The 25,932-nt window shown below is 61.7% G+C and carries 29 protein-coding genes; 15 read left to right on the top strand and 14 right to left on the bottom strand.

The window, feature by feature from the left end:
- Position 1: 1 nt before the first annotated feature.
- Genes R1T45_RS15420 through R1T45_RS15410 form a run of 3 tightly spaced genes read right to left on the bottom strand, consistent with a single transcriptional unit; the run spans position 2 to position 2,047 of the window.
- The gene (locus R1T45_RS15420; RefSeq protein ID WP_317389511.1) at positions 2-808 is read right to left on the bottom strand and encodes a metal ABC transporter permease; all 807 of its coding nucleotides are present in this window, start codon (positions 806-808) and stop codon (positions 2-4) included.
- The gene (locus R1T45_RS15415) at positions 801-1,571 is read right to left on the bottom strand and encodes a metal ABC transporter ATP-binding protein (RefSeq protein ID WP_317389510.1); all 771 of its coding nucleotides are present in this window, start codon (positions 1,569-1,571) and stop codon (positions 801-803) included. Before R1T45_RS15415 ends, R1T45_RS15420 begins: the two co-directional genes overlap by 8 nt.
- Positions 1,568-2,047 carry a Fur family transcriptional regulator gene (locus R1T45_RS15410; RefSeq protein ID WP_067628380.1) on the bottom strand — a complete coding sequence of 160 codons (480 nt, stop codon included), beginning with the start codon at positions 2,045-2,047 and terminating at the stop codon, positions 1,568-1,570. Before R1T45_RS15410 ends, R1T45_RS15415 begins: the two co-directional genes overlap by 4 nt.
- 83 nt (positions 2,048-2,130) lie before the next feature.
- Between R1T45_RS15410 and R1T45_RS15405 the strand changes: the two genes are divergently transcribed.
- Positions 2,131-3,264 carry a zinc ABC transporter substrate-binding protein gene (locus R1T45_RS15405; protein WP_317389509.1) on the top strand — a complete coding sequence of 378 codons (1,134 nt, stop codon included), beginning with the start codon at positions 2,131-2,133 and terminating at the stop codon, positions 3,262-3,264.
- A gap of 84 nt (positions 3,265-3,348) precedes the next feature.
- Here R1T45_RS15405 and R1T45_RS15400 read toward each other — a convergent pair whose 3' ends face one another.
- The 4 genes from R1T45_RS15400 to R1T45_RS15385 form a co-directional block, all read right to left on the bottom strand.
- Complete coding sequence (locus R1T45_RS15400) at positions 3,349-5,370, bottom strand: PhoX family phosphatase (RefSeq protein WP_317389508.1); 2,022 nt, start codon at positions 5,368-5,370, stop codon at positions 3,349-3,351.
- 65 nt (positions 5,371-5,435) lie between these two features.
- Positions 5,436-6,494: a YeeE/YedE family protein gene (locus R1T45_RS15395; protein ID WP_317389507.1), complete on the bottom strand. Its 1,059-nt coding sequence runs from the start codon at positions 6,492-6,494 to the stop codon at positions 5,436-5,438.
- Positions 6,487-6,825 (bottom strand): ArsR/SmtB family transcription factor, encoded by a 339-nt coding sequence (locus R1T45_RS15390; protein ID WP_067628371.1) that lies wholly within the window; start codon positions 6,823-6,825, stop codon positions 6,487-6,489. Before R1T45_RS15390 ends, R1T45_RS15395 begins: the two co-directional genes overlap by 8 nt.
- Positions 6,822-7,184 (bottom strand): hypothetical protein, encoded by a 363-nt coding sequence (locus tag R1T45_RS15385; RefSeq protein WP_317389506.1) that lies wholly within the window; start codon positions 7,182-7,184, stop codon positions 6,822-6,824. The genes R1T45_RS15390 and R1T45_RS15385 overlap by 4 nt, the downstream gene beginning before the upstream one ends.
- A 97-nt stretch (positions 7,185-7,281) precedes the next feature.
- Here R1T45_RS15385 and R1T45_RS15380 point away from each other — a divergent pair, with 97 nt between their 5' ends.
- The 12 genes from R1T45_RS15380 to R1T45_RS15325 all read left to right on the top strand — a co-directional run bounded on the left by R1T45_RS15380 (position 7,282) and on the right by R1T45_RS15325 (position 17,803).
- A complete protein-coding gene (locus R1T45_RS15380) occupies positions 7,282-8,019 on the top strand; it encodes a cytochrome c biogenesis CcdA family protein (RefSeq protein WP_120350843.1) in 738 nt (245 codons plus the stop codon).
- Between the two features lie 25 nt (positions 8,020-8,044).
- Positions 8,045-8,629, top strand: a complete 585-nt coding sequence (locus R1T45_RS15375; RefSeq protein ID WP_120350844.1) for a thioredoxin family protein — start codon at positions 8,045-8,047, stop codon at positions 8,627-8,629.
- Between the two features lie 136 nt (positions 8,630-8,765).
- The gene (gene soxX / locus R1T45_RS15370; RefSeq protein ID WP_386279657.1) at positions 8,766-9,239 is read left to right on the top strand and encodes a sulfur oxidation c-type cytochrome SoxX; all 474 of its coding nucleotides are present in this window, start codon (positions 8,766-8,768) and stop codon (positions 9,237-9,239) included.
- A gap of 115 nt (positions 9,240-9,354) precedes the next feature.
- Positions 9,355-9,774 carry a thiosulfate oxidation carrier protein SoxY gene (gene soxY, locus R1T45_RS15365; RefSeq protein ID WP_067628363.1) on the top strand — a complete coding sequence of 140 codons (420 nt, stop codon included), beginning with the start codon at positions 9,355-9,357 and terminating at the stop codon, positions 9,772-9,774.
- A 33-nt stretch (positions 9,775-9,807) separates the two neighbouring features.
- Entirely contained in the window at positions 9,808-10,137 is a 330-nt protein-coding gene (gene soxZ, locus R1T45_RS15360) for a thiosulfate oxidation carrier complex protein SoxZ (protein WP_120350845.1), read from the top strand.
- 43 nt (positions 10,138-10,180) lie between these two features.
- Positions 10,181-11,029, top strand: coding sequence for a sulfur oxidation c-type cytochrome SoxA (gene soxA / locus R1T45_RS15355; RefSeq protein ID WP_132443576.1), 849 nt, complete (start codon positions 10,181-10,183; stop codon positions 11,027-11,029).
- Between the two features lie 87 nt (positions 11,030-11,116).
- Positions 11,117-12,817 carry a thiosulfohydrolase SoxB gene (soxB, locus tag R1T45_RS15350; RefSeq protein ID WP_317389505.1) on the top strand — a complete coding sequence of 567 codons (1,701 nt, stop codon included), beginning with the start codon at positions 11,117-11,119 and terminating at the stop codon, positions 12,815-12,817.
- 73 nt (positions 12,818-12,890) lie between these two features.
- A complete protein-coding gene (gene soxC / locus R1T45_RS15345; protein WP_317389504.1) occupies positions 12,891-14,156 on the top strand; it encodes a sulfite dehydrogenase in 1,266 nt (421 codons plus the stop codon).
- Positions 14,140-15,195, top strand: a complete 1,056-nt coding sequence (locus tag R1T45_RS15340; protein ID WP_317389503.1) for a c-type cytochrome — start codon at positions 14,140-14,142, stop codon at positions 15,193-15,195. The genes soxC and R1T45_RS15340 overlap by 17 nt, the downstream gene beginning before the upstream one ends.
- Positions 15,196-15,316: 121 nt before the next feature.
- Positions 15,317-15,973, top strand: a complete 657-nt coding sequence (locus R1T45_RS15335; RefSeq protein WP_067939572.1) for an ATP-dependent Clp protease proteolytic subunit — start codon at positions 15,317-15,319, stop codon at positions 15,971-15,973.
- A 123-nt stretch (positions 15,974-16,096) separates the two neighbouring features.
- Positions 16,097-17,365, top strand: coding sequence for an ATP-dependent Clp protease ATP-binding subunit ClpX (clpX, locus tag R1T45_RS15330; RefSeq protein WP_067939575.1), 1,269 nt, complete (start codon positions 16,097-16,099; stop codon positions 17,363-17,365).
- A gap of 63 nt (positions 17,366-17,428) precedes the next feature.
- Positions 17,429-17,803 (top strand): RidA family protein, encoded by a 375-nt coding sequence (locus tag R1T45_RS15325; RefSeq protein ID WP_317391106.1) that lies wholly within the window; start codon positions 17,429-17,431, stop codon positions 17,801-17,803.
- Here the strand turns inward: R1T45_RS15325 and R1T45_RS15320 are convergent.
- A complete protein-coding gene (locus R1T45_RS15320; protein ID WP_317389502.1) occupies positions 17,800-19,575 on the bottom strand; it encodes an FkbM family methyltransferase in 1,776 nt (591 codons plus the stop codon). The two genes, R1T45_RS15325 and R1T45_RS15320, sit on opposite strands and share 4 nt — an antisense overlap.
- A gap of 124 nt (positions 19,576-19,699) precedes the next feature.
- Between R1T45_RS15320 and R1T45_RS15315 the strand changes: the two genes are divergently transcribed.
- A complete protein-coding gene (locus tag R1T45_RS15315; protein WP_067628344.1) occupies positions 19,700-20,083 on the top strand; it encodes an NADH:ubiquinone oxidoreductase subunit NDUFA12 in 384 nt (127 codons plus the stop codon).
- A gap of 55 nt (positions 20,084-20,138) precedes the next feature.
- A complete protein-coding gene (locus R1T45_RS15310; protein ID WP_067628342.1) occupies positions 20,139-20,501 on the top strand; it encodes a DUF2155 domain-containing protein in 363 nt (120 codons plus the stop codon).
- Here the strand turns inward: R1T45_RS15310 and aat are convergent.
- The 6 genes from aat to R1T45_RS15280 all read right to left on the bottom strand — a co-directional run bounded on the left by aat (position 20,465) and on the right by R1T45_RS15280 (position 25,931).
- On the bottom strand, positions 20,465-21,100 hold the full coding sequence (aat, locus tag R1T45_RS15305) for a leucyl/phenylalanyl-tRNA--protein transferase (protein ID WP_120350851.1): 636 nt from the start codon (positions 21,098-21,100) through the stop codon (positions 20,465-20,467). The genes R1T45_RS15310 and aat overlap by 37 nt on opposite strands.
- 5 nt (positions 21,101-21,105) lie before the next feature.
- Complete coding sequence (accC, locus tag R1T45_RS15300) at positions 21,106-22,458, bottom strand: acetyl-CoA carboxylase biotin carboxylase subunit (protein WP_120350852.1); 1,353 nt, start codon at positions 22,456-22,458, stop codon at positions 21,106-21,108.
- Between the two features lie 9 nt (positions 22,459-22,467).
- Positions 22,468-22,968, bottom strand: coding sequence for an acetyl-CoA carboxylase biotin carboxyl carrier protein (accB, locus tag R1T45_RS15295; protein WP_260012684.1), 501 nt, complete (start codon positions 22,966-22,968; stop codon positions 22,468-22,470).
- 196 nt (positions 22,969-23,164) lie between these two features.
- Positions 23,165-23,917 (bottom strand): ABC transporter ATP-binding protein, encoded by a 753-nt coding sequence (locus R1T45_RS15290; protein ID WP_067628335.1) that lies wholly within the window; start codon positions 23,915-23,917, stop codon positions 23,165-23,167.
- A 33-nt stretch (positions 23,918-23,950) separates the two neighbouring features.
- The gene (locus tag R1T45_RS15285; RefSeq protein ID WP_120350854.1) at positions 23,951-24,715 is read right to left on the bottom strand and encodes an ABC transporter ATP-binding protein; all 765 of its coding nucleotides are present in this window, start codon (positions 24,713-24,715) and stop codon (positions 23,951-23,953) included.
- A gap of 10 nt (positions 24,716-24,725) precedes the next feature.
- Positions 24,726-25,931: a branched-chain amino acid ABC transporter permease gene (locus tag R1T45_RS15280; protein ID WP_120350855.1), complete on the bottom strand. Its 1,206-nt coding sequence runs from the start codon at positions 25,929-25,931 to the stop codon at positions 24,726-24,728.
- Position 25,932: the final 1 nt, after the last annotated feature.

The following is a 25,932-nucleotide window of genomic DNA, read 5'->3' as shown; positions in this document are numbered from 1 at the left end:
GTCAGCCCCGGCGGCGCAACGCCGGAAGCGCCGCCGAAAAGGCCGAGGAGAGCGCAAAGAGACCTGCGGCGATGCTGACGATGCTGGGCCCTGTCGGCGTGTCGAATTCCAGTGATGCCATCAGCCCGCCCAACGCCGCCAGAGCGCCTAGTACCATCGCCCAAATCGCCATAGTCTCAGGCGTGCGGGCAAAGGGGCGCGCGGTGGCGGCGGGGATGATCAGCATGGCGGCGATGAGCAGGGCGCCCACGACCTTGATCGCCACGGCGACCATGATCGCCAGTGCCAATGTCAGGATCAATTGCTCGCGTTTCGGGTTCCCGCCAGAGGCTTGGGCAAGATCGGGGTTCAGCGTGGCGGCCAGCAGCGCCGACCAGCGCCACGCCAACAGCAGCGCCACGGCCAGCGCACCGCCCCAAATGACGGCAAGGTCAAATCGGGTGACGGCGAGGATTTCCCCAAAAAGGTAAGACGACAGATCAACCCGCTGCCCCGGCAGCAGGGACACGGCCACCAACCCAAGCGCCAGCGCGGAATGGGCCATGACGCCCAAAAGCGCATCGGCGCTGACATTGCGACCCGAGAGCGTGCTGATCACCAGCGCCATCACCAGCGCCACCAAAAGCACGCCTGCGGTGATCGGCAGATCGGTCGCCAGCGCCAAGGCCACGCCCAGCAAGGCCGCGTGGCTGGTGGCATCGCCGAAATAGGCCATGCGCCGCCAGATCACGAAACAGCCCAAGGGCGCGGCGGCCAGCGCCACGCCAAGCCCGGCAAGCGCTGCGCGCAGAATAAAATCGTCAAGCATTCTCGGTCTCTTTGTGGTGCCCATCACATGCGTCGCCGTGGTGGTGGGTGTGATGGTGGTGGTGATGGTCGTGATCATGGCGGTAAAGCGCCAGCGCCCCTTGGGTGCCGCTGCCAAAGAGCGCGCGGTATTCAGGCGCGTCGGCCACGGTTTCGGGCGTGCCTTCGCAGCAGACATGGCCATTGAGACAGAGCACCCGGTCACTGGCGGCCATGACGACGTGTAGATCATGGCTGACCATCAGCACGGCACAGCCCAAATCTTGGCGCACCGCTTCGATTTGGCGGTAAAAGGCGGCAGAGCCGGGTTGATCCAGCCCTTGGGTCGCCTCATCGAGGATCAGCAGGTCAGGTTTTTCCAGCAGCGCACGGGCCAGCAAGACGCGCTGGAACTGCCCGCCGGAAAGATCGACCATCTGCCGTTCGGCCAATTCCGGCACGCCAGCGGTGGCAAGGGCATCGCGGATCGCCTCGGGCTTTTGGCGGCGCGGCAGGTTGACGAAACGGCGCACGGTCAGCGGCAGGGTGGCATCGATCTGCAACTTCTGCGGCACATAGCCGATGCGCAGCCCCGCCTTGCGGGTGACTTTGCCCGCCGCCGGTTTCAGTGCCCCGATCAGCGCCCGCAGCAGGCTGGATTTGCCCGATCCGTTGGGGCCGACGATGGTGACGATCTCCCCCGGTTCGATGTTGAAGTTCACATCGCGCAGGGCGGTTTGCCCGTCGTGGCGCAGGGTCAGGCCACGGGTCTCAATCAGGCTCATGCGCCGGTCTCCTGACAGGCGGGGCAAAGGCCCTCGGCCTCGACCACGCTGCGCTCGATGCGGAAGCCTGCGGCCCGGGCGGCATCGCCAAGGCGGCTTTTGGTGGGGGAGGTTTCGGCCTCTGCCACCGACCGGCAACTGCGGCAGATCAGAAAGGCGGGCGCGTGGTCTTCGCCCGGATGTACGCAGCCCACATAGGCGTTGAGCGCTTCGATCTTATGGGCCAGCCCGGCTTTGACCAGAAAATCCAAGGCGCGATAGGCCACGGGGGGCTGCGCGCCCAAGCCTTCGGCCGAGAGGTGGGCCAAGAGGTCATAGGCGCCCAAAGCGCGGTGCTCTGACAGCAAAATTTCAAGCGCGCGGCGGCGCACCGGCGTCAGCCGCAGCCCGCGCGCGGCGCATTGTGCTTCGGCGGCCTGCATGGTGCTGCGCATACAGGCGGCATGGTCGTGATCGCGGAATTCGATGGCGCTCATGGGGGACCTCAATTCGTTTGGGTATTGATATGTTATAACAGCGGTGTTAGCAAGGTGATACTATAACATTTTGAAGGTCTGCCATGTATCGTTTCACGCTCCCCGCTGCCATTCTTGCCTCTGCCGCATCGCCGCTTTGGGCGGATGTGCCCGCAGTCGCCACGGATATCGCCCCGGTTCACGCGCTGGTGTCTCAGGTGATGGAAGGGGTTGGCACGCCCGACCTCATCGTGCCGCCGCGCAGTTCGCCACATGGCTATGCGATGCGCCCTTCCGAGGCGCGGGCGCTGAGCGGGGCGGACTTGGTCGTCTGGGTCGGCCCGTTGCTGACCCCTTGGCTGGCCGATCCGCTGGAATCTCTGGCCAGCAGCGCGAGCCATCTGGCCTTGCTGGAGCAGCCGGGCACCCGCGTCTTGGCGTTCCGTGAGGGGGCGACATTCGAAGCCCATGATCACGGCGATGAGGGAGATGAAGACCACGGGGCGGAGGAGCATGCCGAAAAGGGGGATGATCACGAAGCGCATGGTCACGACGCGCATGGTGACGAGGCGCATGAGGAGCATGATCACGAAGGGCATGACCATGAGCAGCATGACCACGACGCGCACGGTCACGCAGGGCAGGACGACGCAGGACATGACGCGCCAGCGCCTGACGAAGACCATGACGATCACGGGCATGATGAGGCTCATGCGCATAGCGGCGTCGACCCGCATGTCTGGCTTGATCCGCAGAACGGTCAGCTTTGGCTGGGCCAGATCGCCGAGGCGTTGGCCGAGCTAGACCCCGACAACGCCGCACAGTACCGTGAGAACGCCGCCGCAGCGCAGGCCGAGCTTGCCGCCTTGGAAGAGGACATCGCCAAGACCCTCGCCCCGGTTAAAAGCCGCCCCTTCATCGTTTTCCATGATGCCTACCACTATTTCGAAGCGCGTTTTGACATCGAAGCACGCGGCGCCATCAGCGAGAATGACGCCCGCGCGCCCGGCGCGGCACGGGTTTCTGAACTGCGCGACTTGGTGGCCGAAAGCGGCGCGAAATGCGTCTTTGCCGAGCCGCAGTTCAACCCCGGCCTGATCGCCGCCGTGACCGAAGGGCAGGGCACCGGGACCGGCACGCTCGACCCGCTGGGGGCTGATCTGGAACCGGGCGCAGCGCTCTATGCCGATCTGCTGCGCGGCATGGCAGAGAACATGGCCGCTTGCCTGTCGGATTGATCTTGGCGCCGAAACGAAAAAGTGGTGCAGCCGGGGAAGCTGCACCACATCTTACATGCTAAAATAACTTTTATAGAATTCTGATCAGACGGCGATTTTACCGCCGCCTTCTTTGGTGATGACAACCACCGCCGGGCGCGGAGGCATCTTGGGGTCGAAGTCGGGCCAGCGGGTGGCTGGGTCTTCGAAGGTGCTTTCCCGCTCGAAACCGGGGATGTCCTTGGTCCCGTCCGTACCGGGGTGTTGCACCGCGACGAAAAGCGTCTCGCCATCCTCGGTGAAGTAGGGGCCGCACATCTCACCGCCCACGGGGCAGCGGAAGAAGAGCTTTGAGGTGCCGCGCGCCTCGCCTTCGGTCTCTAGCGCGTAAAGCCCGTCGGATTTGCCTGTCTTGCCCCAGCTGCTGCCCTGATCGGTGCTGATCCAGAGCCGCCCGTCGGCGTCCATCGCGGCGTTGTCGGGGCTGCCGAACCAGCCGTTTTCGGACGTTTCGGGGTTCCACTGCGCGCCGACCTCGGCAACCTTTGGGTCACCGCATTGCACGAGGATCGACCAAGTGCCGCTGGTGGCGGCGTGGTCGGCGTTTTCTTCCTTGATCTCGATGATATGGCCAAAGCTGCTCTCGGGGCGCGGGTTTGCGGCGTTGGTGTCGCCTTCCTTGCGCTTGGTGTTGTTGGTCAGCAGGATATAGGCCGTGCCATCGCCGCGCGGCTGCGCGTCTTCGGGGCGGTCCATGGGGGTGGCACCCAGCAGGTCGGCAGCGATGCGTGTGTCGATCATCACGTCGCCTTGATCGTTGAAGCCGTTTTCGGCGGTCAGCGGGCCGGCGCCATGCACCAGCGGCAGCCAATTGATCGTGCCATCCTCCTCAAAGCGCGCGACATAGAGGGTGCCCTCGTCCAGCAGAGCGCCATTGGCCGCCGGATCATCGGAAACGGTGCCTTCGGAGACGTATTTGTACTGATAGTCAAAGCGGTTGTCGTCGCCCATATAGACCACCAGCTTGCCATCTTTGCTGACCGTGGTCTCGGCACCTTCGTGGCGGAAACGGCCCAGAGCGGTGCGTTTGACGGGGGTTGAGGTCGGGTCCATTGGGTCGACCTCGACAACCCAGCCGAATTTGTTGGGCATGTTGGGTTCGGCATCCACGTTGAAGCGGTCGTGCTTTTGGCCCCAAGCGTACCACATGCCCGGCACGCCGTAGCGGTCCCAAGATTTCTCTTCCGGGGCACCGGTGATGTCGGGATGGCCATCGGCATCCAGCTTGTCGGTCCAGAAATAGCCGTGGAAGTTCTCTTCGGCCATAAGCCATGTGCCCCAAGGGGTCAGCCCGCCCGCGCAGTTATTGAGTGTGCCGATGACCTGGGTGCCGCTGGGGTCGTCGTTGGTTTTCAGCCGCGTGTGACCGGCGGCAGGGCCGCTCAGCGTCATCGCGGTGTCGAGCGGGGTGATACGACGGTTCATCTTGCCATCACGCACCACCTGCCACTTGCCTACCTCATCGCGGGCGATCTCGACGACCGAGCCGCCGTGGGCGGCCATCTCAATGTCGATCAACTCAGGCGTCATGCCTTTGAAGTCGACTTTGTCCTGACGGCCAAGGCCGGGGAACATGACCTCTTCGTTGGTGTATTCATGGTTCACGCACAGGAGGCCACGGCTGCCGTCTTCGTTTAGGGGCACAAAGCCCACGTAGTCGTTGTTGTAGCCGAATTGTTGTAGCTGCGCGGCGGCGGTTTGGTTCATCACGTCGAATTCGGGCGCGTCTGCGGTGATCGGATCGCCCCATCGCAGCAGGATCTGTGCGTCATAGCCGGGGGCGACGTGGTGGGTTTCATCATTGCCCCACGCCAGTTCATCAAAGACATAGCGGCTGGTGGCGGCATTGGCCTTGGACGGGGCGATGGCGGCAGCGGTGCCGAAAAGTGCTGTGGTGGCGGAAACCCCAAGCATGCCGCGCAGGATGTCGCGACGGCCATAGCGGGCGTTGATCACATCGCCGATGGTGCGCGAGAGGTTCGCATTCGTGGGGATGTCGTCGAAAGCTTCAAAGGCTTCGGCTTTGTTGCCAATGGCGGGGTCGTTGAGAATGTCGCGGCGGGTCATCATGCTTCCTTTGGTGACTTAGCTGGCCCCCATCTGCACGATGACTGTCACGGTTTTATGACGCGCTAGATCGGGTTGTTGCGAAATCCGACGATGAGTTGACGCAGACCAATCGCAGCCCCGGCAAAGATCGACGCCAAGGTAACAGGTCCGCTGAAAGCCAAGACCGATATGGCGGAGATGCCTTGCCCGATGGTGCAGCCCATGGCGATCACCGCGCCAGCGCCCATAAGCCCCGCGCCGAATATCTGGCGCCGCAGCTCGCGCGGGTCTTCGCAGGCCTCCCAGCGAAAATGCCCTTGCCAGAGAGAGCCGAGGAAAGCGCCGACCCAAACGCCCGAGACGGAGCCAATGCCAAAGCTCAGAGGGCGGACAGAGCCTTGCATGGCGTAGAGCAGTGTCTCTCCCACGGGGGCGGCATAGCTGTGAGACATGAGCGTCTGTGCGCCAAAGCCGGTTTGCGCCAGCCACGCCGTGCCCGCCCAGCCTGAGACGATGGCGAGACCGGCGATTATGCCCCAAAAGACCATACGGAAATCACGGCGAAAGCTGCGGGCGCTCAGCATGAGGGCGCAGATCACGAGGCCCAGAGCCACACCGATCATTGGCACCGACCCGCCCGTGAGCGCAGAAAGCGTATGGGCAATGCCATCGGGCGGGCCTGCGTTTAACTGCCGGGGGAAGAGAAACGCACGCGCCGGGGCAAGGGGGCCGGAGAGCACAGCAAAGGCCGCCAGCCCCATGACCAAGACAATGACGAAGGCCCGCAGATCACCACCGCCAAGCCGCGCCAATGCGCCAAAGCCGCAGGTGCCTGCCAGCGCCATGCCGTAGCCGAAAATCAGTCCGCCGAAAATCGCAGGCGCCCAAGAAAAAGCGATGGTCAGGTGAAAGGCGCGGTCGATGTTGATCAGGCCAAGACCGCCGAGGGTGAAACTGCCCAGCATCGCCACGCCGATGGCCAAGCCCCACATGCGCATCCGGTGGCTGGAGCCACCATAGAGCAGGTCTTCGATGGCGCCCATTGTACAGAACCGCCCCAATCGTGCGGCAAGGCCCAGCAATACGCCGCCCAATCCACCCAAGACGGCGGCGGTCAGCGGCTGGCCCAGAAGTTCAATCATCCTTGCAGAATAATTCGTAGACCAGTTCCAGCATTTTGCGGGGCCGATCATCGGCAAGTCGGTAGTATATCGTTTTACCGTCGCGCCGCGGTGTCACCAAACCTTCGAGCCTGAGCCGCGAGAGTTGCTGCGATACCGCCGCCTGCCGGGTCGAGAGCAGGGCTTCCAACTCGCTCACCGATTTCTCACCCGAAACAAGGTGACACAGGATCATCAACCGCCCCTCATGGCTGATCGCCTTGAGGAAATTCGATGCGGTCACGGCATTGGTCAGCATGCGGTCCATGTCCTCTTCGGACATGTCGGGTGTCATCACGGGCAGGGCTGTCATTCGGTTGGTTCCTCGAATTCGGTCTTGTCGCGCAATAGCATGTTCAGCATGGGCCAGAAAAATTCCGCGCCGGGGTAGCCTTCGAGCCGGCCCAGTTCGGTGTCATCTTCAACCAGCAGGAAGGTCGGCGTAAATACCACCGCGCGCTGGGGGGTGACGCTGTCTTCGACGACAGAGATATCGACGCGGCGCAGCGGGGCAAACTCCCCTTCGGCGGTTTTGGGATAGGCGGGGGCGATCTCTTTGTCCCAGCGTTCGCAATAGATGCAGCCGGGCTGTTCGACCATGACCAGTTCCACCGCCCAAACGGGCAGGGCGGTAAAGGCCGCGAGGCTCAGGGCGGTCAGTGTGCGGATCATTGGCTTGCCTGATTGACGTTTGGACAACACTCAACGTAATTTGAATATGTGAATTGTTCAAGCGCGGCGGATTTCGTCGGCGCGGGCAGGGGGTAACATGTTCGACATCACCTATGCAGGTGCGCTTCTGGCGGGGCTGCTCAGCTTCTTTACGCCCTGCATTCTGCCTATGGTGCCGTTCTACCTCAGCTATATGGCGGGGCTCAGCGTGACCGAGTTGCGCGGCGATGGCGCGATTGCGCCGGGGGCGCAGCGGCGGTTGGTGCTGTCTTCGGTGCTCTTTGCGCTTGGGGTCTCGACGATCTTTGTGCTCTTGGGCATGGGGGCCACGGCCTTGGGGCAAGTGTTTACGCAATACCTTGAGCCGCTGAGCTGGGTGGCGGCGGCGATCTTGTTGGTCTTTGGTCTGCATTTTCTGGGCGTCATCAAAGTGCCGCTGCTCTACCGCGAAGCGCGGTTAGAGGGGGGCGGCAAGCCCACGTCGATCTGGGGTGCCTATGTGATGGGGTTGGCCTTTGGCTTTGGCTGGACGCCCTGTGTGGGCCCGGCGCTGGCGGCGATCTTGATGATTGCCTCGGGCATGGGTGACATCACGCGGGGTGGGCTGCTGTTGGCGGCCTATGGCGCGGGGATGACCGCGCCCTTCGTGGTCGCGGCGCTGTTTGCAAAGCCGTTTCTCAACTGGGCCGCGCGGCATATGGCGCTGGTGCAAAAGGTGGAAAAGGCGATGGGGGTCATGCTGATCCTCTTTGCCGTGCTGATCGTGACGGGCGGGGTGCAATTGATCGCGGATGCGATGATCCGTTGGTTCCCCAGCTTCACGACGTTAGGGTAACCGCAACAAGGAGGAGGACGCCAAGATGATTATCTCAAGGATAGGGGCCGCAGTGGCGGCAGCGGTGCTGGCATGGCCATTGGCCGCGGCGGAACTGGGCGACGACGGGCTGCACAAGACGGCATGGATGCGCGACACCTTCAAAGACCTGCGCGAGGATCTGGAGGAGGCCGGGGCCGAGGACAAGCGCTTGATGCTGATGTTCGAGCAGCGCGGCTGTATCTACTGCACCAAAATGCATGAGGAAGTCTTTCCCGCCGCTGAGATCGCCGATTACATCGAAGAAAACTACTTCGTTGTGCAGCTAAACTTGCATGGCGATATCGAAGTGACCGATTTCGATGGCGAGACCCTCTCGGAAAAGCAGATGGCGCGGAAATGGGGGATTCTCTTTACCCCGACGATGATGTTCCTCCCGCCTGAGGTGGCCGAAGGCGCGACAGCGCCGCAAGCCGCGGTGGCAGTGATGCCGGGCGCATTTGGCAAGGGCACGACGCTGGATATGCTGACGTGGGTCAATGAGGAACGCTACGCCCTTGAGGGGGCAGAGGATTTCCAACGCTATCATGCGCGGATGATCCAAGAGCGCAACAATGGCAGCACGGATTGACCGATGAAAAGCGGCGCTGCGCGGGTAAAGCTATTCAAAAGTTTGAATTTGTTGTTGCGCCGCGCCGCATCCCTGTCTTAGGGTCAGGTAAACCGGATCACACATCACCGTGATCGGCACTGGGAGGAAGTTTTCGATGATGAGATGGATCGCCGCCGCAATTGTGTCGGGCGCGCCCGTTCTGGCCGCCGCTGAAACCGTGGCACCTGCCGACGTGACCTATGATGACTATGGTTCGGTTGAACAATCCTTGACCGGCACGGCCGGAGACGCCGCCAGCGGTGCCGCCATCGTCGGCAACAAAAAGGCGGGCAACTGCGTGGCCTGCCATCAGATCGGCGCGCTCAGCGATGTGCCTTTCCAAGGTGAGATCGGCCCGATGCTTGACGGGGCGGGCGACCGCTGGACCGAGGCAGAGCTGCGCGGCATCGTCGCCAACAGCAAGATGACCTTTGAGGGCTCGATGATGCCGTCCTACTATAAGACGAGCGGGTACATCCGCCCCGGCGACGGTTTCACCGGCAAGGCCGGGTCTGAGCCGCTGCCACCTCTGTTGGACGCCCAGCAGATCGAAGATATCGTGGCGTTCTTGGTCACGTTGAAAGAGTAACGCGGGGCCCGTCCCAGCCAAGGGGCGGCGGAAGGCTCGACAGATTATCGCGGTCAGCGCACCGCGGCAATGGAATGACGGCGCAGAGCGCCGCTGACGCATAAGGAGATTAGAGATGAACTTCTCAAGACGTGAAACTTTCGGCCTCGGCCTTGGTGCCGTGGCGCTGACCATGCTGCCCGTGGGGGCCTCTGCCGCCACGGTCGACGAGCTGATCGCGGAATTCACCGGCGGGGCCGATATGGCCGACACCGGCGTGACCCTGACCGCCCCCGAAATCGCTGAGAACGGCAACACCGTGCCAATCTCGGTCGAAGCGCCGGGTGCTTCCGCGATCATGGTGCTGGCCACTGGCAACCCGACACCGCCCGTCGGCACCTTTAACTTCGGCCCCTTGGCAGGGAGCCGCAGCGCCTCCACCCGCATTCGTTTGGCCACGACCCAAGACGTTGTTGCCATCGCCAAGCTGGAAGACGGCACATTCGCCCGCACCAGCGCAGAGATCAAAGTCACAATCGGCGGCTGCGGCGGCTAAGCCCGCGCGCCCCTATTTTCAGGAGTTTTCAAAATGGCAGAAGGTGTAACCCCTCGCGTCAAAGTGCCGAAAAAAGCCGAGACAGGTGAGGTCATCACGATCAAGACCCTGATCAGCCACCCGATGGAATCGGGCCAGCGCAAAGACGGCGACGGCAACGTCATCCCGCGTTCGATCATCAACCGCTTCACCGCCGAGTTCAACGGCGAGAGCGTGATCGACGTGAAGATGGAACCGGCGATGTCGACCAACCCCTATTTCGAATTTGACGCCACCGTGCCAGAGGCCGGCGACTTCAAATTCACGTGGTACGATGACGACGGTTCGGTCTACGAAGAAGTCAAATCCATCACGGTCGGCTGATCCCGCATCAGCCAGCACCATGCGTGGAACAGGGAGGAAAGACATGAAATTCAAGGCAATGACCGCTGTCGCGGCGCTTTTGGTGGCCGCCCCCATGCTGGGGATGGCCGATGAGGAGGCCGAGCTTGTCGTCAACGGCGAGATCGAGATGGTGACCAAGACCGATGCGCCCGCACATCTTGAGGGGGTTTTGCCGGAAATCATGTCTGGCTGGCGCTTTCGTTCGGCAGAGACGCAGCAAACGCAGATGGACGACTTCGACAACCCCGGCATGATCTTTGTCGACCAAGCCCAAGCGGCTTGGGACACGGCAGAGGGCAGCGAGGGCAAGTCCTGCGCGTCGTGTCACAATGACGTGGAATCGATGGAAGGCGTCCGCGCGGTCTATCCAAAGTGGAACGAAGAGGCGGGCGAAGTGCGCACGCTTGCGATGCAGATCAACGACTGCCGCGAGAACCAGATGGGCGCAGAGCCTTATAAATACACTGGCAACGACATGACCGCGATGGAGGCGCTGATCTCGGTCCAGTCACGCGGCATGCCGGTCAATGTGGCGATCGACGGCCCGGCCCAAAGCACTTGGGAACAGGGCAAAGAGATGTACTACACCCGCTACGGTCAACTTGAGCTGAGCTGCGCCAATTGTCACGAAGACAACTACGGCAACATGATCCGCGCCGACCACCTGAGCCAAGGTCAGATCAACGGCTTTCCGGTGTACCGCCTGAAAAACACCAAGCTCAACAGCAGCCACGCGCGTTTCAAAGGCTGCGTGCGTGACACCCGAGCCGAGACTTTCAGCCCCGGCAGCCCCGAGTTCGTGGCGCTTGAGCTTTACGTCGCCAGCCGCGGCAACGGCCTGTCGGTCGAAGCGCCTTCGGTGCGTAACTGATATCATATTCGGGCGTTTTGCCTGACCTGATCCCGCCCCTCAAAAGGGGGCGGGACCTTTCCCTGTTTTCAAGTGATGGAGCGTAACATGCTGTCTCGCCGCGATTTTTTGCAAATGTCCATGGCTGCGGCCTCCATCTATGGCGGCTCGGGCTTCGGCAACTGGGCGCGGCTGGCGGCGCAGGACCGTTTCGATCAGGACGCGCTTCTGGAGTTTGAGAAGTTCGGCAATGTCACCCTGATGCATGTGACCGACATCCACGCGCAGCTGAAGCCGATCTATTTCCGTGAGCCATCGGTCAACATCGGCGTCGGCGACAACCGCGGCAAGGTGCCCCATATCACCGGCGAGGATTTCCGCATTCGCTATGGCATCGGCGGCGGCACGCCGCTGGATTACGCGCTGACCTATGATGATTTCGTCGCCCAGGCGCAGGCCTACGGCAAGGTCGGCGGGCTTGACCGCGTGGCGACCGTGCTGAACGCGATCCGCGCCGACCGGCCTGATGCGCTGCTGCTCGACGGCGGGGATACGTGGCACGGCTCGATGACCTGTCTCAAGACCCAAGGGCAGGACATGGTCAACGTGATGAACGCGCTGAAGCCCGACGCGATGACCTTCCATTGGGAGTTTACGTTGGGGTCGGAACGTGTGCAGGAGATTGTCGAGGGGCTGCCCTTTGCCGCCCTTGGCCAGAACATCTTTGACCGCGAATGGGACGAGCCTGCGGAACTGTTCAAACCCTACGAGTTTTTCGAGCGCGGCGGCGTGAAGATCGCCGTGATCGGGCAGGCTTTCCCCTACATGCCCATCGCCAACCCCAGCTGGATGTTCCCCGAATACTCCTTTGGCATCCGCGATGAGCATATGCAGGAGATGGTCGACGAGGTCCGCGCGCAAGGCGCCGAACTGGTCGTCTGCCTCAGCCACAATGGCTTTGATGTCGACAAGAAGATGGCCGGGATCGTCAAGGGGATCGACGTGATCCTTTCGGGTCACACCCATGACGCGCTGCCCGAACCGGTGTTGGTGGGGCAGACGCATATCATCGCCTCTGGCTCGAACGGGAAATTCGTTTCCCGCGTGGATCTGGACGTGCGCGATGGCAAGATGATGGGCATCCGGCACAAGCTGATCCCAATTTTCTCGGACCTCATCACACCCGATCAAGAGGTGGCCAAACTGATCGACGCGCAGCGTGCGCCTTATCTGGATGAGTTGACCCATGTGGTCGGGCAGTCCGACGCGCTGCTCTACCGCCGGGGTAACTTCAACGGCACGTGGGATGACCTCATCTGCGACGCCCTGCTGAGCGAACGCGATGCCGAGATCGCGCTGAGCCCCGGTGTGCGGTGGGGGCCGTCGATCCTGCCGGGCCAAGACATCACGCGCGAAGATATCTTTAACGTTACCTCGATGACCTATCCCAATGCCTATCGCACGGAAATGACAGGGGAATTTCTGAAGGTCGTGCTGGAAGACGTGGGCGACAACCTGTTCAACCCCGACCCCTATTACCAGCAGGGCGGCGACATGGTGCGCGTCGGCGGCATGGGCTTTAAAATGGACATCGCCAAGCCGCAGGGTGAGCGGATCAGCGACATGACCTTGCTCAGTTCCGGTGAGCCGATTGACCCGCAGCGGAACTATGTCGTCGCCGGATGGGCCTCTGTCAACGAGGGCACCGAAGGGCCGCCGATTTGGGATGTGGTCGAAAGGCATATCGCTAAATTGGGAACGGTTTCCGATGGCGCACGCACGCCAGTGGAAATCGTTCTGCCAGACTGAGAAAAAGCAGAATAGGGGTTCTCACGCACCAACAAATTCAATAAAATGAATTTGAATATGTGAGGGCCACGACATGACCGACGAAAACCAAACTGGGCCATCGCGCCGTGCCTTTCTGACAGGGGCAGGGGCAGGGGCGGTGGCCGCAGGGACGCTGGCGGGCCGCGCCAGCGCCCAGACGGACCCGGCAATTGCCATTCATCCGTGGATGCAGGAATTGGGCGACGGCGTTGATGCCGCGCCTTACGGGATGCCATCACCGCATGAGGCGGATGTGAAACGCCGCACAGTGGAGTGGCTCACTGCCGATCCGGTAAGCTCGATCAATTTTACGCCGCTGCATGACCTCGACGGGACGATCACCCCCAATGGTCTGTGTTTTGAACGTCACCACTCGGGCGTTGCCCGCGTTGATCCGGCCCAGCATCGGTTGATGATCCACGGGTTGGTCGACAAGCCCTTGGTGCTGACCATGGAAGACCTCAAACGTTTTCCCCGGCAGAACCACGTCTACTTCCTTGAATGCGCGGCGAATTCCGGGATGGAGTGGCGCGGCTCACAGCTTAATGGCTGCCAGTTTACCCACGGCATGATCCATAACGTCATGTACACCGGCGTGCCGCTGCGGCTGGTGCTGGAAGAGGCGGGAATCAAGCCCGAGGGCAAGTGGCTGCTTGCGGAAGGGGCCGATGCCGCCGCCATGACCCGCTCGATCCCGATGGAGAAGGCGCTCGACGATTGCCTTGTCGCCTTCAAGATGAACGGCGAGGCGCTGCGCCCCGAACAGGGCTACCCGGTGCGGCTGGTTGTGCCCGGCTGGGAAGGCAACATGTGGGTCAAATGGCTGCGCCGCCTCGAAGTGGGCGATCAACCTTGGCACCACCGTGAAGAAACCAGCAAATACACCGACCTCATGGCCGATGGCGTGGCGCGGCGCTTCACTTGGGAGATGGATGCGAAATCCGTCGTCACCAGTCCCAGCCCACAGGCGCCGATCACCCACGGACCGGGGCCGACCGTGCTCACCGGTCTGGCGTGGTCGGGTCGCGGCACCATTCCGCGCGTTGATGTGACCCTTGATGGCGGTATTACATGGCATCAGGCGCGGATGGACGGGCCAAGCACGCCCAAGGCGCTGCACCGTTTCTACTATGATTTCGAATGGGACGGAAAACCGCTGCTTTTGCAAAGCCGTGCGCATGACAGCACCGGTTATGTCCAGCCCACCAAAAATGCCCTGCGCGAGATCCGGGGTGAGAATTCGATCTACCACAACAATGGCATCCAAACTTGGGCTGTTGACGCTGACGGAAAGGCCGAAAATGTCGAGATTTCTTAAACTTGCGCTGCTGGCCAGCGCCATGGCCAGCCCCATTGCCGCCGAGCCTCTGGGCCTAGGTCGCGCCGCCACGCCCGAGGAAATCGCTCTATGGGACATCGATGTGCGCCCCGACGGTCTGGGCCTGCCTGCGGGCAGCGGCGACGTGATGACCGGCGATAAAATCTACACCGAGAAATGTTCGGCCTGTCACGGGGTCTTTGGCGAAGGCACGGGCCGCTGGCCGGTGCTGGCGGGCGGGCAGGGCAGCTTGACCAATGCGCGCCCGGTCAAGACGATCGGCAGCTATTGGCCCTATCTGTCAACGGTTTACGACTACATCAACCGGGCGATGCCCTTTGGCAACGCGCAGTCGCTGACCGATGATGAGGTCTATGCCATCACGGCCTATCTGCTTTATCTCAACGATGAGGTGGACGAGGATTTCGTGCTCTCTTCGGACAACTTTGCCGAAGCGCGTCTGCCGAATGAGGAGGCGTTCAAGCCCGATGACCGGGCAGAGGTGGAGTTTGCGGCCTTTAAAGAAGAGCCCTGCATGAGCGACTGCAAACCATCGGTCGAAATCACCATGCGCGCCGCCGTGTTGGATGTGACGCCCGAAGAAACCGCCGCCAAAGCCGCCGCCAAGGCCGAAGAGGCACAAGCCGCCGAACCCACCCCCGAAGCGCCGCCCGCCGAGGCACCGGCGGTTGAGGTCGCCGAGGCTCCTGCCGCCGACCGGGCGCTTATCAAAGCCGGCGAAAAGGTGTTCCGCAAATGCAAATCCTGCCACCAGATCGGCGCCAAGGCCAAGAACCGGGTCGGCCCGGTGCTGAACGGCATCGTGGATGGCCCGGCGGGCGCGGTCGATGGGTTCCGGTATTCCAAGCCGATGGCCGCCGCCGCCGAGGCCCGGCTGGTCTGGACCGAAAGTGAGCTGAGCGCGTTTTTGGCCAGCCCCAAAGGCTATATGAAAGGCACGAAAATGTCTTTCCCCGGTGTGCGCAAAGAAGAAGACATCGACGCGCTGATCGCCTACCTGCGTGATGCGTCGGAGTGATTGCGGCGATTAGAGAAAACTGACGTGCCTGCCCCCCTTGAACCCCCATACCGGGGGGACTAATCTCTGGGTAACAGTTTTGCGGGTATGGTCCCGCGAACAGGAACTGAGGCAGGCACGCATGAACGATCCGATCAACACCTATATGAATACGCTTGTCCCGATGGTGGTTGAGCAAACCAGCCGGGGCGAGCGGTCCTACGACATCTTCTCGCGTTTGCTGAAAGAGCGGATCATTTTCGTCAACGGCCCGATCCACAGCGGGATGAGCCATCTGGTCGTCGCCCAGCTTCTGCACCTTGAGGCGGAGAACCCGACCAAGGAAATCAGCATGTACATCAACTCGCCCGGTGGCGAGGTGACGGCGGGTCTGTCGATCTATGACACGATGCAATACATCAAACCCAAGGTCTCGACCCTGATCTGCGGCATGGCAGCCTCCATGGGGTCGGTCATTGCGATTGGCGGCGAAAAAGGCATGCGTTTCGCGCTGCCCAATGCCGAAGTGATGATCCACCAGCCGTCGGGCGGCTCGCAGGGCATGGCCGAAGACATCCTGATCTCGGCCCGCCATATCGAGCGGACCCGCGAGCGGATGTACCAGCTTTACGTCAAACATTCCGGCCAGCCGCTGGAAACCGTTCAAAAAGCGCTCGACCGTGACCTGTGGATGACCCCCGAAGAAGCCAAAGAATGGGGCCACTTGGATGAGATCGTCGAAAGCCGTGGCAAGGCCGATGATGCCGCCGCCAGCGGCAAAGACAAGAAAGACAAGTAATAGAGGGGCCCGGCGCTGCATATTTTGCGATTGTAGCGCCGGGGTCACTGGCCTAAGCTTGAGGCCAAATCTCGCAGCCTCACGTTCGGGGCGAACATACACGACAGACCTGAAAGGTTTGAGATGGCGAATAATTCCGGCAACGACAGCAAAAATACGCTCTACTGTAGCTTCTGCGGCAAGAGCCAGCACGAGGTGCGCAAGCTGATTGCGGGGCCGACCGTGTTCATCTGTGACGAATGCGTCGAGCTGTGCATGGACATCATCCGAGAAGAGACCAAAGCCTCGGGTCTCAAGGCGACCGACGGCGTGCCGACACCCCGCGACATCTGCGGCGTGCTGGATGATTACGTGATCGGTCAGGCGATGGCCAAACGCGTGCTCTCGGTGGCGGTCCACAACCACTACAAACGGTTGAACCACGCCCAGAAGGGCGGTGATATCGAATTGGCGAAATCCAACATCCTGCTGATCGGCCCCACCGGCTGCGGCAAGACGTTGCTGGCCCAAACGCTGGCGCGCATTCTGGATGTGCCTTTCACCATGGCCGATGCGACCACGCTGACCGAAGCCGGTTATGTGGGCGAGGATGTGGAGAACATCATCCTCAAGCTGCTGCAATCGTCTGAATACAACGTGGAACGTGCGCAGCGCGGCATCGTCTATATCGACGAGGTCGACAAGATCACGCGGAAGTCCGAAAACCCCAGCATCACCCGTGATGTCTCGGGCGAGGGCGTGCAGCAGGCGCTGCTGAAACTGATGGAAGGCACCGTGGCCTCTGTGCCCCCGCAAGGCGGGCGCAAGCATCCACAGCAGGAATTCCTGCAGGTGGACACGACCAACATCCTCTTTATCTGCGGTGGTGCCTTTGCGGGCCTCGACAAAATCATCGCGGCGCGGGGCAAGGGTTCAGCCATGGGCTTTGGCGCTGACGTGCGTGACAATGACGCGCGCGGCATCGGTGAGATTTTCACCGATCTTGAGCCGGAAGACCTGTTGAAGTTCGGTCTGATCCCGGAATTCGTCGGTCGTCTGCCGGTTCTGGCGACCCTCGAAGATCTGGACGAAGACGCGCTGGTCACCATTCTGACCGAGCCGAAGAACGCTTTGGTCAAGCAATACCAGCGTCTGTTCGAACTGGAAGACACGCAGCTGACCTTCACCGATGACGCGCTGCAGGCGATTGCCAAACGCGCGATTGAACGGAAAACCGGCGCGCGGGGTCTGCGCTCTATCCTCGAAGACATCCTGCTCGACACGATGTTCGAACTGCCGGGGTTGGAGACGGTGACCGAGGTGGTCGTCAACGAAGAGGCCGTCACATCCGAGGCCAAGCCGCTGATGATCCACGCCGACAGCGAAAGCAAAGAACCAGCCAGCGCGGGCTAAGACGCGACGCTAGGCAGAAAGATAGAGGGCGGGCCAAAGGGTCCGCCCTTTTGCATGAAAGGGATGATCATGAAGCGGATTTCATCGGGCGGCGCCTATGAGGAAAAGATCGGCTACAGCCGCGCCGTGATGGCGGGCGGCATGGTCTATGTTTCGGGCTGCGTCGGTGAAGGGGCTGATGTCAAAGCGCAATGCGCAGCCGCATTGGCGACGATTGAGCGGGCACTGGCAGAGGCGGGCAGTGATTTCGCCCATGTGGTCCGCGTCACCTACATGCTGCCCGACGCTGCGGAGTTTGAACCTTGCTGGCCGCTTTTGCGCGCGGCATTTGGCGCGACCCCGCCTGCGGCGACGATGATCGAATGCGGGCTGATCGACCCCAAATACCGCATTGAGATCGAAGTCACCGCGATGCTGCGCACGGGGGTAGAAGGCTAGTCTTTCTCGGGCACCAGTTCAAAGTAATCCCCCAGCCGGGCGCGCACCTCTGCGGGATCAAGGTTTGCCCAAAGCGGCCCGCTGTCGTCGATAAAACCCGTCTCCCGTAGGCTATCCTGCAACGCGGGCATATCAAGCTCGCCCATCCAAAGCCGCGCCTTGGCTTTTCCGAGCGGTTTCCACGAGCGGGTAAGGTGGCAGAGCGTGGCGGTGGTGATCCCCGCAAAACTCTGCAGGTGCTGTTCCAACCCGCGCGTGGCAGAGGACGGGCGGCGCACGACGATGGCCACTTGCTGCGCGGGCCGGGCGACCATTCCCAAAAGGTGCAAGGCCGACCCTTCGGCGGCGATGATCTGCCTTGCCGCCTTATAGACCGCGATCTGTTCACGCAGCCCATGCTTTTCGGGATGAAAGACGGTGTAGCCCTGCGCCGCCAGATAGGTTTCCAGCGCCTCTTCACCGATCAGGTTGCCGCGCCCTGCGGGCAATTTACTGCGGCTGATATAGAGCTTCTCTGGCCCCTCGGGCGCGATCTCTTGCGCGAACCGATTGGCGATGGTGTTGCGGTAAGGCGCTGTGCCGGTGATCAAACTTCCCAGACCAAAGCCTTGCCCCGGTACGATCAACCGCTCGACCCGTGTCGGTGCGTCTAAACTCACCAGCGGCTTATCGCAGCCCAGAAGGGCAAGGAAATCACGCTGATACCCTGCCACCTCTCCGCCGTTGCGGGGGCGTTTGGGGATAAAGAGAATGCCGTCGATCTCTTCTTCAAGGTGATCCAGCGCCCAAAGACGCGCGGTGCTTTCAACCAAGAAATGCCCGAAATGCAGCCAGAGGACACCACCCCAAAGCCATGTGCCCCTGCGCTCAGCCACCTTGCCCTGCGGTGCTTCTGGCGGCGTGGTCAGCGCGCGACCGTTGCGCCAAAGTGCGGCTTGAGGGCAGGGGCGGCCATCTCTGTGCAACACCCCGGCGGGCTGCACCAACCCGCTGTCCTCAGGCAGGATGACCAGCGCATTATCCAAGGCCGTGATCTCGGTCGACCAGCCCCCCTCTGGGACGGGCGGGCGCTCGGCGGGATCAAAGGTACAGGCCCAAACCTGCCGGGTGCAATGCCCGGGTGATTTGCGAAATCCGGCGCGCTCAAGGATGCGTTTGCATTCGCGCATCCCCTCGCGGCCATAGGCCTCGGGGTGGAATTCCATCACCACGGCGCGCAGCCCGTCGAGCGCGGCATGGCGCAGAAACTCCAACTCGCCGCCTTCGATATCCATCAACAGCACGTCGGGTTTAAAGCTGCGGCGGATGTCATCAAAGCTTGCGGTGGGCACCTGAACCTCCGTCGTCTCACGCATGTCGCTATCGATGAGAAAGGAGCCGAGGAAAGAGTTGCGCAGGTGAAACGGCAGGGTTTCTGGCTGGTCGGGGGCAGAGATCACCACCTGATTGCGAAGAGTGATTTTTTCTTGAAGTCCGTTGAGCGCATAGAGCGCGCGGATGTGGGGGATCAAGTTTGGGTTTGCTTCGAACGAGAGCACCGCTTCGGGCGCGGCCTTTTTGGCGACGATCGCACCCACCAGTCCCAGACCCGCGCCCATCTCAAGCACCCGGTCACCGGGGCGGACGACCGCCAACGCGCCATCGATCTCTTGGCGCTCATAGCGGCCTGCATTGATCCGCTGGATGCGCGTCTCGTTCAGAAAGGGGGACTGGGGCACCTTGATGCCATGACATTCCGCCGCTGCCGGTGCGGCCCCTCTTGCCTCAGTCATCGCTGCCCTCTTTCGTTTTTCTAACCCTAGCCAGAGGTCGCCCGCGCGCCAAGCTCCTTTGCGGCGAGGCTGGACGCCAAAGCCTCCATGGTGCATATAACGGACAACAGGAACGGAGACCTCGATGGGCATTCTCAATTCACTTCTGCGCGGCGTCACTTGGTGGAACGGCCAGACGCTGAACACCCAGCTTTTCACTTGGCGCAAGGGCAGCAAGGTGGGCGAAGACGCGCAGGGCAATATCTATTACCGCAACGCCGATGACAGCAAACGCTGGGTCATCTTCAACGGTGAGGCCGAGGCCAGCCGCGTGAGCCCCGATTGGCATGGCTGGCTGCACCGCACATGGGACGAGCCGCCAACCGACAAGCCGCTGATCCACAAGCCGTGGGAAAAGGCGCATGTCGAGAATCGCACCGGCACCGCCATGGCCTATGCGCCCGCCGGGTCGCTGCGCCGCGCCGAACCTGTCGAGCGTAAGGACTATGAGGCCTGGCAGCCTGAATGATCGGTTGGCCGCGCCTGAGGTGCGGCCCCAAGTTTCACGCAATCCGGGTGGATGAATGAAAAAGCTTCTCTTGGCCGCGCTTTTGCTGGCCGCGCCGCTGCATGCCCAAGAGGGCGCACAGATCGCCAGTGCCACGGGTGGCGTTTTGCGCGCTTTGGACAAGATTTCCGGCGATACGATCGATCTGGAGATTGCCAAGGGCGACAGCCTTTCTTTGGGCAATTTGCAGATCTCCATGGTCGATTGCCGCTATCCGGCGGGCGATCCGGCGGCCAATGCCTATGCCGCGCTTGAGATCACCGAAGAGGGCAGCAGCGGCGCGCTTTTTTCTGGCTGGATGATCGCTTCGGCCCCGGCGCTGCACGCGCTGGAGCATTTTCGCTATGACATCTGGGTCATGCGCTGCAGCACGTCCTGAAAACTGACTAAACCCCCCGCGTCGAACCGTGCAGTGCCGCGTTTGGCCACATCGAGCTGCGCGTGATATTCCGCGCGGCTGATCTCTTGCGCCCCGAGAGAGGCAAGGTGATCGGTCAGAAACTGCGTGTCAAAGAGGGTAAAACTCGCATGGCGAAGCCGATCCACCAGCGCCGCCAGCGCCATTTTTGAGGCGTTGGTCCGGCGGGAGAACATGCTTTCGCCGAAAAACGCGCGGCCCAGCGTTACGCCATAGACCCCGCCCACCAGTGCTGTGCCATCCCAAACCTCAAGCGAATGGGCGTGGCCTGCGTGGTGCAGTGCGGTGTAGAGGGCGGTGATCTCGGCGTTGATCCATGTGTCTTCGCGGTCTGCGCAGCCGGCGACGACCCCATCGAAATCGCGGTTGATCGTGTGGTGAAAAGTGCTGCGTCGCATGGCGCGGGTGAGCGAACGCGAGATGTGGAAACCATTGAGCGGCATCACCCCCCGACGCCGCGGATCGACCCAGAAAATCTCTGGGTCGTCGCGGTGTTCGGCCATGGGGAATATCCCGATGGAATAGCCGTGGAGCAGGATCTCTGGTGTCAGATCCGACATCGGTGTCAGGCGTTACCGAGGTTGGTTTCCAGCCAATGCTCAAGCCAGTGGATGTTGTAGCCACCCGACTGGATGTCTTCTTCGGCCAGCAGCGCGTGGAACAGCGGCACGGTGGTATCGACACCATCCACGATTAGCTCACCCAAGGCCCGACCAAGACGCGCCAGTGCTTCGGGGCGGTCGCGGCCATGCACGATCAGCTTACCGATGAGACTGTCGTAATAGGGCGGGATCGAATAGCCGTCATAAAGCGCCGAATCCATCCGCACGCCAAGCCCGCCGGGGGCGTGATACTGCGTGATTTTGCCCGGGCAGGGCGCGAAATTCGGCAGTTTCTCGGCGTTGATGCGGACTTCGATGGCATGGCCATTGATGGTCAGATCGTCTTGGGTAAAGGACATCGGCAGCCCTTCGGCCACGCGAATCTGTTCGCGCACCAGATCGACGCCAAAGATCGCCTCGGTCACCGGATGTTCCACCTGAAGACGGGTGTTCATTTCGATGAAATAGAACTCGCCATTCTCATAGAGGAATTCGATCGTGCCCGCGCCGATGTAGTTGATATTGGCCACGGCGTCGGCGCAGACCTTACCGATCCGCGCGCGTTCCTCTTCGGTGATCGAGGGGCCGGGGGCCTCTTCGAAAACCTTCTGGTGGCGGCGCTGAAGCGAGCAGTCGCGCTCGCCCAGATGGACCGCGTTGCCCTTGCCATCCCCAAAGACCTGAATCTCGATGTGGCGGGGGGTGGTGAGGTATTTTTCAATATAGACTTCGTCATTGCCGAAGTTCGATTTCCCCTCGGCCCGCGCAGTCTGGAAGGCTTTTTCCATGTCTTTGGCGGTTTGGGCGACTTTCATGCCCTTGCCGCCGCCGCCTGCCGTGGCCTTGATAATGACCGGATAGCCGATTTCTTCGCCCAAGCGCTTGGCGTCTTCGAGCGATGCGACGCCACCATCCGAGCCGGGCACGCAAGGCACGCCGAGCTTTTTCATCGTGTCCTTGGCGGTGATCTTGTCACCCATGACGCGGATGTGTTCGGCGGTGGGGCCGATGAAGGTCAGACCGTGGTCTTCGATCACCTGCACAAATCCTGCGTTTTCCGACAGGAAACCGTAGCCGGGGTGAATCGCTTCGGCCCCGGTGATTTCACAGGCCGCGATGATCGCGGGGATCGAGAGGTAGGATTGGGTGGAGGAGGGCGGGCCGATGCAGACGGATTCGTCGGCCATGCGCACATGCATCGCGTCGCTGTCGGCGGTGGAATGCACCGCGACTGTCTGGATGCCCATCTCGCGGGCCGCGCGGATGACGCGCAGCGCGATCTCTCCCCGGTTGGCGACTAGGATTTTGCTGAACATGTCCGGCCCTTATTCCAGGATCACCAGCGGGGCACCGAATTCAACGGCATCGCCGTCGCCGACGAGGATGCGCTTGACGGTGCCGGCGCGGGGCGCGGGGATGTGGTTCATGGTTTTCATCGCCTCGACGATGAGCAGCGTGTCGCCTTCGGAAACCGAAGCGCCAACGGAGATGAACGCAGGCGCGCCCGGCTCACCCTGCAGGTAGACGGTGCCGACCATGGGCGATGTGACCGCACCGGGGTGATCGGCCGGATCGGCGTCGGCGGCAGGGGCGGCGGGAGCGGCAGCTGCGGGGGCCGGTGCGGCGGCAAGCGCCGGGGCGGCTTGGTATTGCTGCTGGGGTGCGGCCATGACCTGCTGCGGCGGCTTGCGGCTGACGCGCACGTTCAGGCTGTCATCCTCGGCATAGTCGCGTTTCACCTGAAGCTCTGTCAGGTCGTTTTCATTCAGCAGCTCGGCGAGGGCCTTGATGAAGGCCACGTCACTGTCATGGGTGTTTTTTGTCATTGGATCCTCGAAGATTTCGACAGGCCAACAGCCCGTCGCTGCGCGATTGATTGGCTCGCTTATAGGGCATGGGCAAAGCCATGAAAAGCCAACTGTTGTCTAGGGGGTAGGATCGGTTTTTTGCCGCGCAATGGCCCCGGGGCGCAAGAATGAGGCCGCGCCACATCTTCGCGCACCGGGTCAAGGTCACCTAGGGTCAGATCGCGAGGTATTCCGCCCGCAGTTCCGCGTTGTCCAACACCTCTGCCGCGGTGCCGTCAAAGACCACGCCGCCGGTATCAAGGATCACCGCACGGTCGGCCAGTTTCAGGGCGCGCACGGCGTTCTGCTCAACCAGAATGGTGGTGATGCCCTGCGCCTTGATCAGCCCCAGCGTCTTTTCGATCTCATCTACGATCACCGGGGCAAGACCTTCGTAGGGTTCATCCAGCAGCAGCACCTTGATGTCGCGGGCCAAGGCGCGGGCGATGGCGAGCATCTGTTGCTCCCCGCCCGAAAGGGTCACCCCCTCTTGGTTCCGCCGTTCGCGCAGGCGCGGGAAGAGATCATAGAGCCGGTCGAGTGACCAGCCGATGGGCGGGGCGATCTGGGCCAGCTTGAGGTTCTCTTCAACCGTGAGGCCAGAAATGATGCGCCGATCTTCGGGCACCAGCGCCAGCCCCGCAGCCGAGGCTTGGTGGCTGGCCATATTGTGCAGCGGTTGATGATCGAGCCAAATCTCGCCGCGCTTGAGTTCCGGGTCACTGACCCTTGAGATGGCCCGCAGGGTTGAGGTCTTGCCCGCCCCGTTGCGGCCCAGCAGCGCGAGAATTTCGCCTTCGTGGACGTTAAAGCTCACCCCCTGCACGATATAGCTCTCGCCGTAATAGGCGTGAATGTCCCAGACCGAGAGGAAGGCCGGGGCGGTTTGGGCGTGGTTGGCGTTTTTGTCTAGCGTGTCGGTGCTCATCGGGGTGTCCTTGGGGTTCGGCAACAGGATAGATCAGGCGGCGTCTTGGCTCTCGCCCAAATAGGCTTCGCGCACCTTGGGGTGGCCCTTGATCCGGTCGGGGGTGTCTTCGACCAGCGGCGTGCCTTGGGCCAGCACGGTGATCCGCTCGGCCAGCGAAAAGACCACATGCATGTCGTGTTCAATGATTGCGATGGTAATATCGCGCTCGTCCTTGATCTGTTTCAGCAGGTCGATCGTATTGTTGGTATCGGCCCGCGCCATCCCCGCGGTAGGTTCGTCCAGCAGCAGCAGGCGCGGATCTTGGGCAAGGCACATCGCGATCTCCAGCCGCCGCTTGTCCCCCCGCGAGAGGGACGCCGCATGCATATGCCGCTTGTCGATCATGTTCATGTCGCGCAGCATTTCCTCGGCCTTGTCGATCACATCTTGTTGGCCCACGACGCGCGACCAACCGTTGAGCTGGAATGCCCCGTCGCGTTTGGCAAGACAGGGGATCAGCATGTTCTCCATCACCGTGAGATCGCCAAAGATTTCGGGCGTTTGGAAAACGCGGGAGATGCCCATCTGGTTGATCTCATAAGGCTTGCGCCCCAGCACCGATTGCCCGTCGAACATGACCGATCCGGTGTCCGGGATCAGCTTGCCCACCAGACAATTCAGCAGCGTGGATTTGCCCGCCCCGTTGGGGCCGATGATCGCATGGACGGAGTTCTCCGCCACGCTCAGGTTCACATCGCTCAGCGCCTGCAGACCGCCAAAGCGTTTGCCGACATTTTTGACTTCGAGAATGGACATGATGTCTCTCCTATTCTGCGGCTTCGCTGCGGCGTTGGGCGGCGTCGGCCTCGACCGAGCCTGCATTCTTGTCCCGGCGGCGGAAGACACGGCCCAGACGTTGGCCACCTTCGACCAGCCCACCGGGCAGGAAGATCACGACCAGCATGAACAGCAAGCCCAGCGTCAGGTGCCAGCCCTTGCCGACGAAGGGGTGGATGATCGCAACCATCGCGTCTTCGATCCCGTCGGGCATGAAGGCAAACCAGCCGTGCAGCACGTTGTCGTTGATCTTGGCAAAGATGTTTTCAAAGTACTTGATGAACCCTGCGCCCAGCACCGGCCCGATCAAGGTGCCTGCGCCGCCAAGGATGGTCATCAGCACCACTTCGCCTGAGGCCGTCCACTGCATCCGCTCAGCCCCGGCAAGCGGGTCCATCGCGGCCAGCAGGCCACCGGCCAGCCCGGCATACATGCCAGAGATCACAAATGCCGCCAGCGTGTAGGGCCGGGTGTTCAGGCCCGTGTAGTTCATCCGCTGCTGGTTCGACTTCACCGCCCGCAGCATCATCCCAAAGGGCGAGCGGAAGATGCGGATCGCCAGATAGAAGGCGAGGATCAGGAAGATTGCGCAGAAGTAGTAGCCAACGGAAAAGGTAAAGGTCCATCCGCCGAAGAACAGCGTCGTCGAAGAGTTCATCGCCGCGCCGAAAAGGTTGGGGAATGACGGTGCATCGACAGACTGAAGATACTGCGGATCAGAGTTGTAGATCTGCAATCCCGTCTCGCCATTGGTGATCGGTGTTAGCACCGAATAGGCGAGGTTGAACGACATCTGCGCAAAGGCCAGCGTCAGGATGGAGAAGTAGATGCCCGACCGCCGCAGGCTGATAAAGCCGATGAGCGCCGAGAACAGCCCCGCCATGATGACGGCCAGTACCAGCGCGGGCACGACATTGTAGCTGAGCAGTTTGAACATCCAGACGGCAGAGTAAGAACCGACACCCAGAAAGGCCGCGTGACCAAAGGAGAGATAGCCGGTCAGCCCAAAGAGGATGTTAAACCCGATGGCAAAGATGCCAAAGATCACAAAGCGTTGCATCAGGTCGGGGTAGCCTGCGTTGAATTGCGCAAGGCCCGAATCCGCCGGAAAGGGGTTGAGGATGAAGGGGGCAAAGAGCGTGAGAACGACCACGACCCCCAAGAGAAGCGTATCGCGTTTTTCCAGTCCGAACATG

The sequence above is a fragment of the Sulfitobacter sp. LC.270.F.C4 genome, from assembly GCF_032922545.1.
Taxonomy (GTDB): domain Bacteria; phylum Pseudomonadota; class Alphaproteobacteria; order Rhodobacterales; family Rhodobacteraceae; genus Sulfitobacter; species Sulfitobacter profundi.
Note: the sequence above shows the minus strand (reverse complement) of the source record. Positions and strands in the feature narration are given on the sequence as shown.

What these genes read in the sequence shown, in the direction of transcription:
- R1T45_RS15420 (WP_317389511.1), bottom strand. Translation starts at nt 808, where the DNA reads ATGCTTGACGATTTTATTCTGCGCGCAGCGCTTGCCGGGCTTGGCGTG.
- R1T45_RS15415 (WP_317389510.1), bottom strand. Translation starts at nt 1,571, where the DNA reads ATGAGCCTGATTGAGACCCGTGGCCTGACCCTGCGCCACGACGGGCAA.
- R1T45_RS15410 (WP_067628380.1), bottom strand. Translation starts at nt 2,047, where the DNA reads ATGAGCGCCATCGAATTCCGCGATCACGACCATGCCGCCTGTATGCGC.
- R1T45_RS15405 (WP_317389509.1), top strand. Translation starts at nt 2,131, where the DNA reads ATGTATCGTTTCACGCTCCCCGCTGCCATTCTTGCCTCTGCCGCATCG.
- R1T45_RS15400 (WP_317389508.1), bottom strand. Translation starts at nt 5,370, where the DNA reads ATGACCCGCCGCGACATTCTCAACGACCCCGCCATTGGCAACAAAGCC.
- R1T45_RS15395 (WP_317389507.1), bottom strand. Translation starts at nt 6,494, where the DNA reads ATGATTGAACTTCTGGGCCAGCCGCTGACCGCCGCCGTCTTGGGTGGA.
- R1T45_RS15390 (WP_067628371.1), bottom strand. Translation starts at nt 6,825, where the DNA reads ATGACAGCCCTGCCCGTGATGACACCCGACATGTCCGAAGAGGACATG.
- R1T45_RS15385 (WP_317389506.1), bottom strand. Translation starts at nt 7,184, where the DNA reads ATGATCCGCACACTGACCGCCCTGAGCCTCGCGGCCTTTACCGCCCTG.
- R1T45_RS15380 (WP_120350843.1), top strand. Translation starts at nt 7,282, where the DNA reads ATGTTCGACATCACCTATGCAGGTGCGCTTCTGGCGGGGCTGCTCAGC.
- R1T45_RS15375 (WP_120350844.1), top strand. Translation starts at nt 8,045, where the DNA reads ATGATTATCTCAAGGATAGGGGCCGCAGTGGCGGCAGCGGTGCTGGCA.
- soxX (WP_386279657.1), top strand. Translation starts at nt 8,766, where the DNA reads ATGATGAGATGGATCGCCGCCGCAATTGTGTCGGGCGCGCCCGTTCTG.
- soxY (WP_067628363.1), top strand. Translation starts at nt 9,355, where the DNA reads ATGAACTTCTCAAGACGTGAAACTTTCGGCCTCGGCCTTGGTGCCGTG.
- soxZ (WP_120350845.1), top strand. Translation starts at nt 9,808, where the DNA reads ATGGCAGAAGGTGTAACCCCTCGCGTCAAAGTGCCGAAAAAAGCCGAG.
- soxA (WP_132443576.1), top strand. Translation starts at nt 10,181, where the DNA reads ATGAAATTCAAGGCAATGACCGCTGTCGCGGCGCTTTTGGTGGCCGCC.
- soxB (WP_317389505.1), top strand. Translation starts at nt 11,117, where the DNA reads ATGCTGTCTCGCCGCGATTTTTTGCAAATGTCCATGGCTGCGGCCTCC.
- soxC (WP_317389504.1), top strand. Translation starts at nt 12,891, where the DNA reads ATGACCGACGAAAACCAAACTGGGCCATCGCGCCGTGCCTTTCTGACA.
- R1T45_RS15340 (WP_317389503.1), top strand. Translation starts at nt 14,140, where the DNA reads ATGTCGAGATTTCTTAAACTTGCGCTGCTGGCCAGCGCCATGGCCAGC.
- R1T45_RS15335 (WP_067939572.1), top strand. Translation starts at nt 15,317, where the DNA reads ATGAACGATCCGATCAACACCTATATGAATACGCTTGTCCCGATGGTG.
- clpX (WP_067939575.1), top strand. Translation starts at nt 16,097, where the DNA reads ATGGCGAATAATTCCGGCAACGACAGCAAAAATACGCTCTACTGTAGC.
- R1T45_RS15325 (WP_317391106.1), top strand. Translation starts at nt 17,429, where the DNA reads ATGATCATGAAGCGGATTTCATCGGGCGGCGCCTATGAGGAAAAGATC.
- R1T45_RS15320 (WP_317389502.1), bottom strand. Translation starts at nt 19,575, where the DNA reads ATGACTGAGGCAAGAGGGGCCGCACCGGCAGCGGCGGAATGTCATGGC.
- R1T45_RS15315 (WP_067628344.1), top strand. Translation starts at nt 19,700, where the DNA reads ATGGGCATTCTCAATTCACTTCTGCGCGGCGTCACTTGGTGGAACGGC.
- R1T45_RS15310 (WP_067628342.1), top strand. Translation starts at nt 20,139, where the DNA reads ATGAAAAAGCTTCTCTTGGCCGCGCTTTTGCTGGCCGCGCCGCTGCAT.
- aat (WP_120350851.1), bottom strand. Translation starts at nt 21,100, where the DNA reads ATGTCGGATCTGACACCAGAGATCCTGCTCCACGGCTATTCCATCGGG.
- accC (WP_120350852.1), bottom strand. Translation starts at nt 22,458, where the DNA reads ATGTTCAGCAAAATCCTAGTCGCCAACCGGGGAGAGATCGCGCTGCGC.
- accB (WP_260012684.1), bottom strand. Translation starts at nt 22,968, where the DNA reads ATGACAAAAAACACCCATGACAGTGACGTGGCCTTCATCAAGGCCCTC.
- R1T45_RS15290 (WP_067628335.1), bottom strand. Translation starts at nt 23,917, where the DNA reads ATGAGCACCGACACGCTAGACAAAAACGCCAACCACGCCCAAACCGCC.
- R1T45_RS15285 (WP_120350854.1), bottom strand. Translation starts at nt 24,715, where the DNA reads ATGTCCATTCTCGAAGTCAAAAATGTCGGCAAACGCTTTGGCGGTCTG.
- R1T45_RS15280 (WP_120350855.1), bottom strand. Translation starts at nt 25,931, where the DNA reads ATGTTCGGACTGGAAAAACGCGATACGCTTCTCTTGGGGGTCGTGGTC.